Genomic DNA, 16,863 nt, shown 5'->3' on the forward strand with positions numbered 1-16,863 from the left:
ATCTTTTTGTGGATACTTTTGTTGAAGACAAATAAAAATTGATAAGGATGAGTAAAACTTGGTTTATTACAGGAAGCTCAAGAGGTTTGGGCAAGAGTTTAACAAAAGCTGTTTTAGAAAAAGGCGACAACGTTGCTGCGACAGCAAGAACTCCACAACAATTAAATGATTTGGTAGAGAAATACCCAAATCAAATTCTCACGTTACAATTAGATGTAGCAAACAAAAAACAAATTCATTCTGCCGTAGAGCAAGCGATAAAACACTTCGGAAGAATTGATGTGTTGGTAAACAATGCGGGCTTTGGTATTACAGGAGCTATAGAGGAATTTACTGATGAGCAGATGAACAGCCAGTTAGATGTGAACTTATATGCACCTATCGAAATTACAAGAGCCGTGTTGCCTTATTTGCGTAAACAACGTTCAGGCAGCATTTTAAATGTGAGTTCAGTTGGTGGTAGAGTTGGTTCCGCAGGATTTTCTATGTACCAGGCAGCAAAGTTCGGTTTACAAGGATTTACCGAGGTTTTAAGTAAAGAAGTTGCCGCATTTGGCATCAAAGTTACATCTATTGAACCAGGTGGTTTTCGTACCGATTGGGCAAGCAATTCAATGACTTACGCCGAACCAATTGATGATTACAAAAATATCCTGCAATCTCTTAAAGATTATCTCAAAGACATTATGCCGTTAGGAAATCCTGACAAAGCTGCACAAGTTATAATTGATTTGGTAGAACATCCAGAACCACCTGTTCACTTGGTTTTGGGTTCAGATGCTGTGGCTATTTTAGAAGTCGTTGATGCAGATAGAAAAGCAGAATTTGAGAAATGGAAATCCATAAGCATTTCTACCGACTTTGATGATGTAGAAAATCCGTGGCTTTCTGAAGAGAGAAGACAAGCTATTTTAAAAGTAAAATAATAATCGAATGAAAAAATTAGAAGGAAAAGTAGCCATTGTAACAGGGGCATCCAAAGGTATCGGTGCGGGTATTGCCAGAGCATTTGCCGAGGAAGGAGCCAGTGTAGTAGTCAATTACGCAAGTGATAAAGTAAGCGCAGAAAATATCGTAAATGAAATTATCGCAAAGGACGGTAAAGCTATTGCAATATATGCCGATGTTTCAAAAGAAGCAGAAGTAAAGAAGATGTTTGAAGAAGCAAATACAGCGTTTGGTCGTTTGGATATTTTGATAAACAATGCGGGTGTTTTCAAATCAATCCCTATAGAAGAAATAAGCGTAGAGGAGTTCAACCGTCATTACAGTATCAATGTTCTTGGGAATCTTTTGGCGACAAGAGAAGCAGTTAAATATTTTGGTGAAAAAGGCGGCAGTATTATTAATATGACTTCGGTAGTGAGTGAAAAAGGCGTACCTACCTATTCAATTTATTCAGGAACTAAAGGTGCCGTACAAAGCATTACACACGCGCTTGCCGCAGAATTAGGCCCAAAAAATATTCGCGTGAATGCTATAGCTCCGGGAGCAATTGAAACTGAAGGAACACAGGTTGATTTTGGTGGTGGCGTTGCTGAACAATATATAAAAGCCACTCCATTACGTCGTATGGGTTTTCCGAAGGATGTAGCTAAAGTAGCCGTGTTTTTGGCAAGCGACGATTCGGAATTTTTAACCGATAGCCGCATCGAAGTCTCAGGAGGACTTAAATAAACAATTTTTCAATAAAACGCATTAACAATAAAAATTATATTAAGATGAGTAATCAAAAAGAACAGGTTTGGTTTATAACAGGAGCTTCAAATGGTTTTGGCTTAACACTTGTAAAGCAATTATTAGACAATGGGTATAAAGTTGCCGCAACTTCAAGAGATAAAACAAACATTGAAGAAAAAATCGGTAAGACCCCGAATTTATTAGCACTTACAGTTGATATAACCGACGATAACGAAGTAAAAGCGGCAATTGATGAAACGGTAAAAACTTTTGGGAAAATTGATGTTGCCGTAAACAATGCAGGTTATATGCTTTTGGGAGCATTAGAGGAAGTTTCTGCCAAAGAATTTCAGCAGTCAGTGGCTGTGAATGTGTTTGCATTCCAAAATGTAATCAGGAATGTAATGCCTTATTTCCGACAACAAAAAAGCGGGCACATTTTCAATTTTTCTTCGTCTGCGGGTTATTCTGCCGATGCAGGTGCAGGAAGCTACAACGCTGTTAAATCGGCTGTGATAGGATTCTCTGAAGCATTGGCGCTGGAAGCAAAACCATTCAATGTGAAAGTGACCATTGTTTCTCCGGGGCTTTTCAGAACAAATTTTTTAGGCGCATTTCCGGTAGCCCAAAATAAAATTGAAGCATACGGTACACAACATCTGGTTGATGCTATGAATCAATTTAACGGACAACAGCCAGGAAATCCCGATAAACTGGTTAAGATTTTAATTGATACTGCGGGAAAGGAAAATGCTCCTTTGCATTTGCTGATGGGGGGAGATGCCTATGAAAGAGCTGTAAATTATTACAAATCTCAGCTTGAAAATCTGGAACAACTGAAAGCGTTGAGCTTCTCAACCGGATTTGAATAAAATCCTGTATTTGAACACAACCCTAAGAGATTTGGATACAGTCCGCTTCTTGATATTCCTCATTTTTGATTTAGAAATTTAAAAGTGAAAGTTAGATGAACAAACGTACAAAAAACCGGAATTTATGGTTGTCCAGGAAAGTGAAACATATCGCTTTCACAACAACCATTATAATGTGCGTTTATACAACGTGTTTCTCTCAAATAGAATTACACAAGAATTTAAATAATAATAAAATGAAAAATCAAGAAGTTTTGACTGTGGACTATACGCAGTTAGAGGAAGGAAAGAACAGGGTTTATTTTATGAGCCAAGGTTACAAATTGGCGGGAGATTTATATTTACCCAAAGGGTTTGATAGTGAGAAGAAGTATCCAACTATCATATATACACGTGTTGGTACACAGGTTAAAGAACAAACTGGCGCAACTTATGGTAATAAACTTGCTGCCAAGGGTTATGCCTTTTTGGTTTTTGACCCTATAAATTTTGGTGATAGTGAGGGCGAAGTAAGAAACTACGAATCGATGCACAATATGATTCCCAATACAACAGATGCGATTAGTTTTTTGAGGACTTTAAAATTTGTTGACAGAGAGAAATTTTATGGACTTGGAGCTTGTGCGGGTGCACCTTATATCTGCAATGTAGCAATTGGCGATGTTCGGATTAAAGCCGTTGCAACACTTGTAGGTAATTTTGATGCTGCCGCAAGTTTATTTGGTGCTTATCCCAAAGAAGTGCTTGACAACATGTTGGAAGTTGCGGCAGAAGGCAAACAACGTTACTACGAAACGGGCGAATACGACACTGCACCCACATTTGGTGGAATGCCAATACCACCACCAGAAAATTCTTCAAAAGCACTGAAAGACGCTTATGAGTATTATTTCAACAGAGCAGGACAAGATAAAATTCCCAACTATTCGCCTTATTACCCTACTATCGGCATGCCAGTTGACCCTGCGAGAGTATTTGTAAATCAGGCGAAGTATTTCACAACACCATTTTTGGTAATTGCAGGAAGTGAGGCGTTTACGCACGATATGGACAAACAAGTTTATGAAATGGCAAAAGGGCAAAAAGAATGGTTTGTTGTAGAGGGTGCATCACATATGGACTTGTACGATATAGATAAATATCTTGACCCTGCAATAGATAAAATTGACGAATTTCTCAAAAAGTATTAAGCGAAATAAACCGTAGGAATTTTACGAAAAATTTTATGGTTATTGTTATTCATCAGATAGCGGATTTTATACAGGAAAAATCAATAGGTTAATATGAGGAATCAAAAAATATGGTTTGTTACCGGAGCTTCAAAAGGAATGGGGCTGTTGTTGACAAAACTATTGCTGGATAAAGGCGAAAGAGTTGCAGCAGCTTCACGAAATACAAACCAATTAAAACAAAGTGTTGGCATTGAAAGTGACAATTTTCTGCCCATTGAATTAGATATTACAAACAGCGAAGATGTTAAACAGGCAATCAACAAGACAGTTGAACATTTTGGAGGACTAGATGTAGCGGTTAATAATGCGGGATTTTCATTTATTGGTAGTTTGGAAGAATTAACCGATGACGAATTTAGAAAAGCATTAAATGTAAATTTATTCGGAACAGCAAATATCATCAGGGCTTCAATGGCACAATTTAGAAAGCAGCGTTCGGGGCATATTATCAATATCGCTTCTGCGGCAGGCTATGTTGCAGGTGCACATATCGGAAGTTATGTTACTTCGAAATTTGCAATGGTAGGGCTTACGGAATCATTGGCATTAGAAATTGCACCGTTTAATGTGAAAGCGACGGTTGTGTTACCTGGTTCTTTCAGAACTAATTTCCTTGATGAAGGCTCATTAACTTACACAAAGCACAGAATAGAAGAATACGATAGCGATAAAACATTTCAAAGTTATTCTGCCAGAGCGGGAACACAAGCGGGCGACCCTAAAAAATTGGTAACTGAATTGCTTAATTTGGCTAATATGGAAAAACCACCTGTACATTTAATTTTAGGTACGGATAGTTATAAAATGATAACGGATAAAATGGCTAAAAACCTCGAAGAATTTGAAGCATATAGGCACATTTCTATGTCTACTAATTTGGAATAAACTTACTGAATGAAAATGGAAAAACCGTATAGCATAAAATCGATTTCGGAGTATCATAGTTTGTTAGGTATTGAAAAGCCAAAACATCCTTTGATGAGTATTATCAATCACGATAGCATTAGAAATTTAAATGATGAAAGGTTGAAGTATAAAACGTATGATTTTTATACCATTAGCCGAAAAATCAACTACGACGGAACAATGAAATACGGTCAGCAATTTTACGATTTCCAGGAAGGTGCAATGGTATTTCACGCACCCAAACAAGTTATTGTATCTGAATTAGCGGATAATGTACAGTTGAAAGGCTGGACAATGCTGATACACCCCGATTTTTTAAGAACATACCCTTTGGATAAAAATATTCAACAATTTGGTTTCTTTTCCTATGCTGTAAATGAAGCGTTGCATTTGTCTAGTGAAGAATCAAATATAATTGAAAGCGTAATGGACACTATCCGTAAAGAGTACATTTCGGGCATTGATGTTTACAGTCAGGATATTTTGATTTCTCAAATAGAATTGCTTTTGAATTATTGCAACCGATTTTACAATCGTCAATTTATCACGAGGAAAGCGGTAAATAATGATTTTCTGGTTAGGTTTGAAAAATTATTGGCAGACTATATAAACAACGGATACCTGCAACAAAAAGGTATTCCGTCCGTTCGGTTTTTTTCTAACGAATTAAATATGTCTGCCAATTATTTGAGCGATATGTTGAGAAATCTTACAGGGCAAAGCACCCAACAGCATATACAAGACAAAATAATTGAACGGGCAAAATACATGCTCACTACAACAAATCGTACCGTGAGCGAAATTGCGTTTGAACTCGGCTTTGAATATGCGCAATCTTTCAGCAAATTATTTAAAAATAGGACTAATCAAACGCCTTTGGAGTTTCGGACTTCGTTTAATTAAATGTAATAGTTCGGATTTAATCTAACAGTTGACTGGCGAAACTGAAGCTTGATCTGACGCTGCCCCTGAATCCTTTTTCCTTTTGGAATGCCCTTCCCTGCCCGGAGGGCATTTTAAAAGGAATGTAGAGATTCATAGTTCTTATGACGATGGTTCAGAAGCAGTCTAATAGGTATTGTAAGAACAAATAGTAGCAATCACAAATTAAATAAGTACAAAAAGATTTTACCAAGTAATGCAGGTGCTTTTTATTCGCCTTGCAATAAGTATGCGTATGCCATTAAAATCCCAAATAAAATAAGCAGAAGTGGAGATTGAAGCAATAGCCTGAATAACTATTGCTTTTAGTGTTTGAAATGGTCATCCTACGTAATATATATGGCAGTTTCATTAAATCATAATAGCACAAATAGCGCCTGTTGCTTCCCAAGCCATTGAAAATGGTATTTTTATATTCTAAAGATACAATATCATTCAACTTTTCCAGCTCGTCCTAGCAAGCCTACTAATTGGAATTTCAACCGGCACTAAAGTATATGTAAATAAACCCTATACTAAAATCGCCGACATTTTTTTCAAGTCGGTAAAAAACCAGTTCGAAAATTGTTCACCAAGGGGCACCAAAGTGGACAAATCGGAAATTCTTCTGGTTTGTCCATTTTCTTTTTCCCGCAAACCCTTATCCAGTTTGAATACAAGCTCCGCCGACTCATTCATGCGTGCGAAATACTGCCGTTATATCCATGATCAGGGGTGAAATTGGCTCCGGGCGTTACGCAATATTTTATTATCTTTATGCCTCATGACACGCCAATCAACATATCACCTCTTGTCGATCATTGTCCCCTAACGCAGGCCCACAAAGCATTCCCGCTGTAATACTCACCGGCTACCTGCGTTGAAAGTCCTCAATTAATTTATTGAAACCGGTTTGCTATGCCTACCCGCATACGCAAGACAGAATTTTTGTACTATGTCGGCACTACAGTCGTACGGATGGAATGAGCATTTTATGCATCATTTCGAAACAAACACATCTCAGGATCTCGAAGCCGCGAGAGTCCTCTCCATACAAGGATTTATACATTTGCTGATCACCGGAACAGGCAACGTAGAAGCGCAACTCTCCGGCGCGCTTATCAACAGCCGCGAACCGGAAGCCTATCCCAAAGTAGGCGATTGGGTGCTCGTGAAACGATACGATAATGAAGGCATCATCATCGATACACTGCCGCGCATCAACTGGCTCAGCCGCAAAGCGCCCGGTACGCAAAGTAAGCGGCAGGTGCTTGCTGCCAACATCGATTCGGCGTTTATCGTGCAGGGGCTCGACCGCGATTATAACCTCATGCGGTTGCAACGTTACCTGCAGCAGGTCGTGCAGTGCAACATTCAGCCTGTCGTCATTCTCAATAAGGCAGACCTCGTAACCAATCCGGAAACGTACCGGCAAGCGGTACAGGAACTGGGATACAATTGCCCGGTGATATTCACCAGTGCGGTGAATCATACGCAGCAAGAAGAGTGGACGAATCAATACCTCCTGCCGCGGCATACTTACATCCTGCTGGGATCGTCGGGCGTAGGCAAAAGCACATTGCTCAACAGCCTGCTGGGCTACAGGCTACAGGAAGAAGGCGCTACCAGCACTGCCAACAACAAGGGAAAACATACCACCACCGCCAGGCATCTCATACTGCTTCCCAATGGCAGCATGGTCATCGACACGCCGGGGATGCGCGAGTTCGGCGTTACGGAAGAGGGCGGAAGCGAAGGGATACATCACCCCCTGATAGATGAGCTGGCTTCAACATGCCGGTTTGGCGATTGCACCCATCAACACGAGCCTGGGTGCGCCGTCATAGCAGCTGTCCGCAATGGCACATTGCCTGAGCCGGTACACCGCAGCTATCTGAAACTATTGCGTGAGCAATACCATTTCCAGGCCAGCGAAGCGGATAGAAGGCGAGATGAAAAGCAGTTCACTAAAATGGCGAAGCAGGTATTCAGGCACCGCAAAGACAGCAAATACTGATACCCGTAATCATGAAAGCAAAGCGGCCTGTAAATACACAGGCCGCTATTTTCAAGACAGATCCGCCTAGCCAGCTTGAAGGAGCAGTAGAACACAGTTATCCGTCAATACAACAAGCCGCGCCCATCATACGACCGGCGCGGCTTCCAGTCCGAAAAACAGCATCTATTTGCGGGCCATCTCCACCATTTGCACTACCTCTTCCGCAGCAGCTTCAGCTTTACCCGAAAACCCTGATACACTGAAACGTATCCTGCCCTTACCGTCTATAATGAACTTGGCAGGTATTCCGTTGACCTTGAACGCATCGGCAGCAAGACTGCGCTTAGTGTCCGGATCCACCGGGTCCATGTAAAGATCGAATGTATAGTTGCGCTTGCTCAGGAAATTCCTTGCATCTGTTAAAGGATCGGCAACATTTTCCCAGCAATGAATAAACAGGAATTTCACGTCCGGATCATTGGCATACCGGTTAGCCGCTATTTGCATTGCGGGAAACGATTCCACACATGGGCCGCACCAGGTTGCCCAAAAGTCCAGTACGATCGTCTTTCCTTTAAAATCCGCCAACGAAACTTTCCTGCCGTTCACGTCTGTCACCGTAAATTCCGGCGCGGCTTCGTTGATCAGCAATGTAGCCACATGTGCCTTTATTTTATCGATAAAGTCCTGCTGCAGATCCGCTATATAAGCGTCTACGTCTTTCCCCGGATGCAAATGCGCATAAGCCTTTCTGACCTGATCGACATACCTCTGCTCAAATTTTCCCTCTTTCACGGCTTTGGACAGCACGGGCAGCGCCTCCCCGTGCCTGCCGTTCAGGCTGGACAGGAAAGCGTAGTTCTCCACCAGAACTTCATCCTTTTCCCGGATGTTGTTGTAGGCCTCAGTGGTAAACTTGTATGCTTCATCGTTATCACCCGCTTTAAAAAGCAGTTTTGCATAGGTATTGATATAGCGGTAATACATCGTTTGAGGATCAATTTTCGTAACTGAACCCTGCGCAGGTAGTTGCTTTGTCTTTTTTACCATTTCCAGGTTCTTTGCGGCAAGATGCAATGCGGTAGCGTTATCGAAGTCGGCGATAATATCCAGCACCTGTATCAATCCTCCTACTTTCGCCGCCGGAATCGCTATCATGTTGATATACCGCATCACGTTGGCCGTATCGGGAATCTCCGCATATTGACAGGCCACCAGCGTTTTCTCGATATCCAGATTAACTCCGGGATAATCCTTCATCATCGACCGGAGCAAACCCTCCCCTTCCTGCGCTTTGGTCAATTTCATAAAAGGCCGCAGCCGCGCCATCATGGCGGGCTGGCTTTCCGGGTACTTTTTTACGAGACGCTTGATGTATCCAGCCCTTTTAACCGGATCTTCCGCGTAGAATTGAATCAAAATATCCAGATCTTCGGCACTGCCGTTCTCCAGGGTCTTGATTTTTGCCTGTAAAGCAGGCTGGCTCTTTTCCGCCTTCAGTGCTTCCAGCTGCGGATTTTCCCCGGATTGCTGCTGGGCCATAACGCCTGTTGATGCAAGCAACAGGACTATCACAATTAACTTTTTCATGCTCAGGATGGGTTTCTTTCTATAAATTCTTTAATAATTTGTAAAGGCAAGGCAGGCCAAACAAAAGGAACCCATTTTCAGTAACTTCATAGCGATCCTACCTGTTTTGATTGTTTTTGGCAACAGCATTACGTGCCTTCACAATCTCCACCATTGCTTTGAGCTTATAGTATTCCCGGTCCGTGGAACCTGCATAACCCATCGCATAGAAACGGATATTCCCCATGGGATCGTAAATTATTTTAGTGGGTGTTCCCATGATATTGAAAGCCGTATTCGGCTCATCGCGCAATACATCCAGGGTAATCCCTCTTCTGGCGACAAATACTTTAACCGTCGGAAGCGCCTCGAACAAGTTGACAACATACAGTTGAAACGGCTCGGTTTTGTAGTCGGCCACCACACGTTCAAAACCGCTGAACGCTGCTACGCAGGGAGTGCAGCCGGTTGACCAGAAATCCAGCACCAGAATTTTTCCGGCGTGATCAGCAAACTTCACCTCCTGCTCTGCCAGGTTCGTCAAGGCAATGTCCTTCACAGGCTTGTCGGCGTTAAAAAGCGTCAGCATTTCTCCGCTGCCTGAAGGATCAGGGAATTCTCCGGTGATGGTTTTTGTTTCCTTCGCGATATACGTTTTTTCGACTTCCTTGTAGTAATCCTGGTAAGCCTTCTCCTGCAATGATTTAATTAACTCGTCAACACCTTTTGTGCTTCCATGCACTTTCTTGTAAATATCCTTGTACACAGCGACCATTTTGGGATTGGAATCCGCATTGCGGATGGCTTTGGTCAGTGTATCCAATGCTCTTTTGTTTTCACCGGCAGCCGATAAAATCAGGCAATAGCGGGTGAGATACTTCGATTTTGAATCCTTGAAATATTTCATTTCCCTGGTATTGTCCTTTTGCTCACCCGATCTGGCGATATTCTTCATCGCCACATCTACATTACCCAGCCTGGCATTGGCCAGGGCATTCACTTCCAGCAACACCTGCGTCCTTCCCACCCCGTCGCTCAATACGCCTTTCTCCAGTTTCTCCAACAGGTCCCGGGAAGCCTGTTCCACAACCTTGATGTGCTTGTCCTCATCTACCATATACTCCAGCGTATAGGTCAGATCAACGAGCTTGATGACCGAAAACTTTGGATTCGTACGCATATAATGCTCATACCGCCCGATATCGCCTTTCGTCAGCCAACCGATGGCCAGTTGCGCGCGGCATTCGTTATCCACTTCCGGCTTCAGCTTTCCCGGCAGGCTTTGCCGGATCATCTCATTATAATACCGTTCTTGCTCCCCGATGTCCGCAATAAGGTTAAAATCCTCGAAGTTGTGCTTTTTATTTGTGTGTTGTTGCGCGAAAGCTGCGCTGGAAATCAACAGTAATACGATTAACTTTTTCATCTTGTTATCTTTTATCACGAATTATTTAATCACTTCGGCAAGTCGCTGGTGCAGATATTCATCTCTTAAATCTCTGCCAACAATTTTGCCATCGGGGTCCACCAGCACGTTAGCTGGAATGGATGTGATGTCATACAACTCCTTCACCTCGCTTTTGAACGCCTTGAAATCACACACCTGCTTCCACGGCAATTTATCTTCAGCGATGGCTTTCAACCACCGGTCTTTGTTATCGTCCAGTGAAACGCCCAGGACCTTAAAGCCCTTGTCCCTGAACTTCTCATATGCAGCCAGCACATTCGGATTTTCCGCCCGGCAGGGAACGCACCAGCTGGCCCAAAAATCCACCAACACGTAACTGCCCTTGTAGGAAGCCAGTGAAACGGGGTTCCCCTCCGTGTCGTTTATGGTAAAAACAGGCGCCGTGACGGTACCCGACGTTGCCTGGATCGCCCGGTCAAGCCGCGGTTTCCAACCCAATACCTTTTCGGAATGCTGCATTCTTTTGCTCAGGGTATTGTACATCGGTCCCACCAGCCCGGGTTGAATGGAGCTTTGCGTAAACAGGTCCATCAGGTCAACGCTGACGTAAGTATCCGGGAATCGTTTGACCATATCGGCAACCAGTTCTTCATAGAACCGCATTCCGCCGGCGGCGCTTTGCGTCTTGCTCCTGGCTACGGCTTCCTGGCTATAGGACATCCAGGCTTCCTGCTCCTTCCCGCCACCACGGTAGGATGCCATGCCAGCGGTATCGAAGGTGACATCTATCGATCCATCCAGGTAGAACAGGCCAACATTCTTCATATTATTGCCCTCTTCCCCGTCCTGACTGCGCTGGCGCGGCTCCCCTGCGGGATGGGGAATGATCAGATTCAGCTCCGCCAGTTGCGGCCTGCCGATCGTTCCCTTAAACCGGAATTTACCATCGATGATGGCGGTCGTATCCGCCGCATATTCTCCTCCTTTATCGTCGGGCGGGTAAGACATCACTGCTCTTGTGGCCTTGTGGTTGGCTGGTATTACTCCCCTGATATCGTACGCGGTCTGTGCTAGGCCGATGACCGGTATGGCAAAGGCTATTGATAAAGCTGCCAGTCTTTTCATGATCTTCTTTTTTTAAAGTGGTGAATCGCCGCTCTTACAGCGGCGATCCGGAATGGTTGTTTTATGATTATGGGTTTTCTTCGAGCCCTTTACTTTCCCGGAGCATCCGTTCGCCGAATTTCAGTGCAAACCGTTTGGGATCCAGCTCATGTGTTTCCACGACATCTCCGGCTACGCCATCACTGTTGACATCCTCAATGCTGCGCACCTCGTGGGCGTAACGGACGTGATCATGATATACCGGATCTACCGACAGGCGCCTCATATCCAGCCAGCGAAGCCCCGTAAATGCGAATTCGCGGATCCTTTCGTCCAGGATATATCTAACCAGAGTTTCTTTGCTGGCGGCGGCTGCCGGCGGCACGGCGGGCGCTCCGGTGCGTTGGGCCCTGAGCAGTTCCACATCGGAAACAGCCCCGGCGAGGTCATTGGCGCGCGCCCGGCATTCTGCCCGCATCAGATACAAATCGGGTAAAGAAGGGCCAACCGGGGTCCCAAAACCAATGGGGTGCCGCATGCCCAACGGGAAGGTGGCGGACCCATTGAATTCCAGCGGATCGAACATATTGGGGCGCTTGTCCTGCGGATCAAACAGTGCGATGGTAGCCGGAGACAGCAAAAAAGCATTTGCATTCCCGCCCACATAAGACACCGCGTACACCTGGATGTTATAAATGGTTTGGGTGTTTTCCGCCGGCTGTGGAGAACCGACCAGGAACAGCCCGAGCAACAATGGGAACCAGGTTTCGTCCGCATCCGGGTCCAGCACCTTGTTGTAGTCATATAAGGCCAGGGGAATGGTGGATTTGGGAATTTCGGCAATAGCCTCATCCAGTTGCTGCTTCGCGGCGTCGAAATTTTGCATGGCCATATAAATACGCGCCAGGTAAAAGTGCGCCGCCAGCCTGGAGATTTTCCGCCGGTGCTCCAGCGGCCCGAGATCGGGAATCGCGTCCGTCAGATCGCTTATGATCTGTTCATAGCTTTCCTGTTTCGTCTGCCTTTTAAAATCCGTCAAAGTAACATCAGCTTTGGTGAGCCCGGGGATGCCCAATTCCGTAGCCGCCGTAGCCGGATTGTAAGGCGTGGAAAAATCGGTCAGGAACAAGAAGTTGCAGATGGCCCTGCCGGCTTTCGCCTCGGCGAGAATCGCCTTCTTCTCCATTTCGGTGCCCCCTTGTGAATCCATCACTTCATTGATGATTTTGTTGAAAACGTACAGCCTGCGAATGTATCCTTCTTCCGAACTCATCTCTTCAGGCAGCTGGTCCGCTTCATAAATACGTTCCGCATATTTAAACAGGCGCTGCGCGCGGAGCGTGTGCTCATTGATAAAAGGCTGCAACGCCGCTAGTTCATCGCCCATATAGACGCTTGCATTGCTTTGCGTCAGGTAATTCGTGTTCAGTATCTGCCGGTAGTCTTTCGTCATGGTAGCGATCTGCTGCCCTTTAGGCACGATCTCCAGGAACTCCTTTTTACAGGATAACTGTGGCGCGAGTACTGCAAAAAGCACCAGGCAATGAATATATCTTGGTTTGAATGTTCTCATGATGGTAAATGATTAAAATGAAACGTGTGCTCCTACTGAAACGGTTCCCTGGGCAGGCCTTGACCGGGCCACGCCATTCTCCGGGTCGTAAAAACGGTCATTGGCCGTCCAGATCAGCAAATTGGACAGATTGAAACGCAAGGTGACTGCCTGGGCATTGACTTTCTTCACTACAAACCGGGGGAGATCATATCCCAGGCTGATATCCCTGATTTTGGCATAGGACGCGTTCAGTACGCGGGTGTGGGCGTAGGTGTAATACCACAGGTACCGCGTGGCATTCTCGGAAGCGAGGAAGACATACCTGGGAATATCTGTCCTGCTATCATCTCCCGGTTTCCGCCAGCGATCGTTGAATTCGGGGTTCTCGGGATCCAGTCCGTTCAGCGGGTCGCGCATCTTATAACCCAAACTGTAAATGATATTCACGGAGAGGTTGAAGTTTTTGTACTGGAAATTGTTGGATAAGCCACCATTCCAGGGCGCCTGGGTAAGCCCGCTGTAAACGATATCCTCCGGCATTGTCACATTGGGCTCGGAGGTCAGCGATCCATCCGCGCGCCTGGCCAGCGGATCCCCTTCGCCATTCAGGCCCGCGTAGTGATAGGAATACAGTAAATTCAACGGGCGGCCTACCATCATGGTAGCTGCCACCATTGCCGGCCCGGTAGTGGGCGGATTGATGTTCAGCCTGGTGAGCTTGTTCCGGTTATACCCGATCACCAGGCTCGTTCCCCACTGGAAATCATTCGTCTGGATGTTTATGGCATTCAGGAGCAGGTCTACCCCTTTATTCTGCAAATCGCCGAAGTTCCCGGTTACGCTGGCATAGCCGGTTAAAGGCGAAGTGAACAGCGTGCCGATGAGATCGGAGGTATGCTTGATATATGCGTCAACCGAACCTCTCAGCCGGTTATTGAAGAAAGCAAAATCGACACCTGCGTTATACACCCGCGTCCTCTCCCACGTCAGCTTGTCATTGGCGGGAACGGACAGGATCAGGCCCGCGCCTCCCACAGCATTTGCATTACTTTCCGACTCAAGAATGTCGAACGAGGCCGCCTGCCCTACGTTCGGAGCATTCCCCGTGATCCCGTAGCTGAAACGGACATCCAGCCTGTTCAGTGCCGTAAAGCCCTGCATGAACGCTTCCCAGCCTAAGGCCCATTTTCCGCCAATGCTGTACACTGGCCGGTTCTGCGCCGATTTGTCCAGCCCGAACAAGTTGCTCTGATCGATTCTCCAGCTCGCGTTCAAGGTGTATTTGGACAAATAAGTATAACCAGCCGTTGCGAAGTAAGAGGACCTTCTGCTTGCGCGCCCTTCACCACCTCCAACGTTGTAGGCAAGGCCATCAGTGCCCGTAGGCCCGGCAACGCCGGTAAAGCCCGTGGCAAGCGTGGCGAAATCCACAGGCCGCGACACCTGCAACTGGTCATCCCAGCCGTAATACGTGGCAATGCTGTTCATCCCCTGGTGGTGCGTCGCTTCCTGTCCCGCCATGACGCTCAGCCAGTGATCTTCAAACTGCCTGGCATAAGACAACTGGTTCCGCACCGTCCAGCCCCTGTCCAGCGAGTTGGTCGTATTCAGCCTTCCGCCGAACTGCGGCAGGTAGTACACTGGCGTGGAAGCCACCGTTGGGGCCGAGGTGTACATCATCAGGTCGCGCCGCACGATCCAATTGGACTCATCCAGTACCTCCCGGTCATTAACCGATGTGATGTTATAACCGTAGGTGCCGGTAAATTTCAAGCCGTTCAGGATGTCGATGGTACCGCCGCCCACGAGCCTGGCAGCGAGAATATTCCCGCGCTGGCTGCGCCGGCCCAGTTCGAGGAGGGGGCTGTAATCCAGGTTGACCCTGCTGCGCGCCTGGTAATCCTGCCGCATGGTTTCGCTGGGCGGCACAAATACGCCCCAGGGCGAAATGTAGTTGATATTAAGCGCATTACCGGCCGCATCGCGGTACAGCTGATAGCGCGGCGTGCCGCTCCCGCCGGAACCTTTGCTGCTGCTGGTGATATTGGTAAGATCGGAATTCAGGTACAGCTTCACCCGCTTCCCTAAGTTCACATCATTGCGCAGATTGATTTTAAACTGGTTCATTCTTTCGCCGGGAACATTGGAACGGGTGCCCACATGGTTCAGCGAACCGTAGAAGGAATGTACTTTCCCTCCGCCGGAAACGGAAATCGTCTGGTTATACTCAGCGGCAGAACGCACAAAGAAATCATCCAGCTGGCTCCAATTGTCGAGCTGCGACAAGCTGTCCAGCTTAGACTGCGCCTGCCCCGCCGTCAGCAAACCCCGTTGCTGGTCCCAGAGGACCTGTTTATGAGGCAAAAGACCAAGGGCGCTTGCGGCGGCATAGGTGGTGCCGGCGGCTTCAAGGCCAAATATCTCCTGCTGGCTGTTGATGTACCCGCTACTGGTCCAGGCGGGCAGGTAATCCCGGCGGGGCCTTCCGTTGAAGGAATAGTAACCATCGTAATCCACCCTCAAAGCCTCGCCGGCCTTGCCTTTCCTGGTGGTAATCACGATCACGCCGTTGGCGGCCTTGGCGCCCCATATGGAAACAGACGTGGCATCTTTCAAAACGGTAATATCTTCCACGTCCTGCATGTTCACATAATTGATATTCGGAACTTCCACATTGTCAACAACCACCAGCGGTTCCGTTGCGGCATTGATGGAAGTGGAACCGCGGATGACCATTCCTCCCGATTGCCCGCCGCTCCCGCTGGACAAACCGGGAATGAGGCCTTCGAGGCGCGAGAGCACATTGGTACTGGTGGTGCGGTTGCGCATTATTTTCAGGTCGGGCTTGGAAAACGATCCGGCGCTCCGGGAGCGGTCAATTTTCTCGTAACCTGTATTGAAAACTTCAACTTCCTGCAGCTTCCCGGTGGCCCGCTCCATTTTTATCGTTCCAAGATCGCGGGCAACAGCGCGTTCTACGGGATGATAACCTACGTAAGCGATGAATATGGTGGCATTGTCCTCGATGTTCCGCAGTATAAACTCGCCTTGCTCATCCGTGGTCGTCCTGCTCCTGGACCCCCTTTCAAACACGGATGCCCCCGACATCGGCTTGCCGTTTTCATCCACCACTTTACCCCGCACCTCGATCAGCTCCGCGACCTGCCCGCTATCAGCCGCTTCAGCCGGGGTTTTCCTGATGATCGTTACTATTTTCCCGTTGATGGTATAAGTCAGCGATATGCCTTCAAGCACGGATCTGAGCGCTTCGTCGATATCCGCATTTTTCAGGTTTACATCGATGAACTTGCCTTTGGGAATTATTCTCCCGTCATAGAAAAAGTCATATTGGCTTTGTTTCCGGATGGCTTTTAAAACCGACGCCAGGGATGCGTTCTTCTGGTTGATGGTGATCTGCTGTCCAAAGCCCGAGGCACTCACCTGCATACATGCAATTAATAACACGGTGGTTAATCGCATAACGAGCACGATTTTAGGGCCGGGGCTGGTTGAATACCTCCGGCATCTGTTAATAATTCTATACATTTGTTTGGTTTGGTTGTAACACAGCAATGCGCTTTTCGACCGGCTGCTTGCTGTAATTGATTTCAGTTGAT

Annotated in this window: 12 protein-coding genes; 7 read left to right on the top strand and 5 right to left on the bottom strand. The window is 46.4% G+C overall.

The window, feature by feature from the left end:
- Window positions 1-47 precede the first annotated feature (47 nt).
- The 7 genes from FW415_RS21120 (at window position 48) to rsgA (ending at window position 7,628) form a co-directional block, all read left to right on the top strand.
- Window positions 48-926, top strand: coding sequence for an oxidoreductase (locus FW415_RS21120; RefSeq protein ID WP_148388989.1), 879 nt, complete (start codon window positions 48-50; stop codon window positions 924-926).
- Between the two features lie 7 nt (window positions 927-933).
- Window positions 934-1,677 carry an SDR family NAD(P)-dependent oxidoreductase gene (locus tag FW415_RS21125; RefSeq protein WP_148388992.1) on the top strand — a complete coding sequence of 248 codons (744 nt, stop codon included), beginning with the start codon at window positions 934-936 and terminating at the stop codon, window positions 1,675-1,677.
- Between the two features lie 44 nt (window positions 1,678-1,721).
- Complete coding sequence (locus tag FW415_RS21130) at window positions 1,722-2,552, top strand: SDR family oxidoreductase (protein WP_148388994.1); 831 nt, start codon at window positions 1,722-1,724, stop codon at window positions 2,550-2,552.
- 236 nt (window positions 2,553-2,788) lie between these two features.
- On the top strand, window positions 2,789-3,742 hold the full coding sequence (locus FW415_RS21135) for an alpha/beta hydrolase (protein WP_148388996.1): 954 nt from the start codon (window positions 2,789-2,791) through the stop codon (window positions 3,740-3,742).
- A gap of 93 nt (window positions 3,743-3,835) precedes the next feature.
- Window positions 3,836-4,669 (top strand): SDR family NAD(P)-dependent oxidoreductase, encoded by an 834-nt coding sequence (locus tag FW415_RS21140; RefSeq protein WP_148388998.1) that lies wholly within the window; start codon window positions 3,836-3,838, stop codon window positions 4,667-4,669.
- Window positions 4,670-4,678: 9 nt separating this feature from the next.
- Window positions 4,679-5,593: an AraC family transcriptional regulator gene (locus FW415_RS21145; protein ID WP_148389000.1), complete on the top strand. Its 915-nt coding sequence runs from the start codon at window positions 4,679-4,681 to the stop codon at window positions 5,591-5,593.
- 973 nt (window positions 5,594-6,566) lie between these two features.
- The gene (gene rsgA, locus FW415_RS21150) at window positions 6,567-7,628 is read left to right on the top strand and encodes a ribosome small subunit-dependent GTPase A (protein ID WP_148389002.1); all 1,062 of its coding nucleotides are present in this window, start codon (window positions 6,567-6,569) and stop codon (window positions 7,626-7,628) included.
- A gap of 165 nt (window positions 7,629-7,793) precedes the next feature.
- Here the strand turns inward: rsgA and FW415_RS21155 are convergent, their stop codons facing one another.
- The 5 genes from FW415_RS21155 to FW415_RS21175 all read right to left on the bottom strand — a co-directional run bounded on the left by FW415_RS21155 (window position 7,794) and on the right by FW415_RS21175 (window position 16,726).
- Entirely contained in the window at window positions 7,794-9,200 is a 1,407-nt protein-coding gene (locus tag FW415_RS21155; RefSeq protein ID WP_148389004.1) for a TlpA disulfide reductase family protein, read from the bottom strand.
- A 97-nt stretch (window positions 9,201-9,297) separates the two neighbouring features.
- On the bottom strand, window positions 9,298-10,605 hold the full coding sequence (locus FW415_RS21160; protein ID WP_148389006.1) for a TlpA disulfide reductase family protein: 1,308 nt from the start codon (window positions 10,603-10,605) through the stop codon (window positions 9,298-9,300).
- 21 nt (window positions 10,606-10,626) lie between these two features.
- The gene (locus FW415_RS21165) at window positions 10,627-11,712 is read right to left on the bottom strand and encodes a TlpA disulfide reductase family protein (RefSeq protein WP_148389007.1); all 1,086 of its coding nucleotides are present in this window, start codon (window positions 11,710-11,712) and stop codon (window positions 10,627-10,629) included.
- Window positions 11,713-11,779: 67 nt separating this feature from the next.
- On the bottom strand, window positions 11,780-13,264 hold the full coding sequence (locus FW415_RS21170; protein ID WP_148389010.1) for a RagB/SusD family nutrient uptake outer membrane protein: 1,485 nt from the start codon (window positions 13,262-13,264) through the stop codon (window positions 11,780-11,782).
- 12 nt (window positions 13,265-13,276) lie between these two features.
- Window positions 13,277-16,726, bottom strand: coding sequence for a SusC/RagA family TonB-linked outer membrane protein (locus FW415_RS21175; RefSeq protein ID WP_168208924.1), 3,450 nt, complete (start codon window positions 16,724-16,726; stop codon window positions 13,277-13,279).
- Window positions 16,727-16,863: the final 137 nt, after the last annotated feature.

It is taken from the genome of Chitinophaga sp. XS-30, from assembly GCF_008086345.1.
Lineage (GTDB): Bacteria > Bacteroidota > Bacteroidia > Chitinophagales > Chitinophagaceae > Chitinophaga.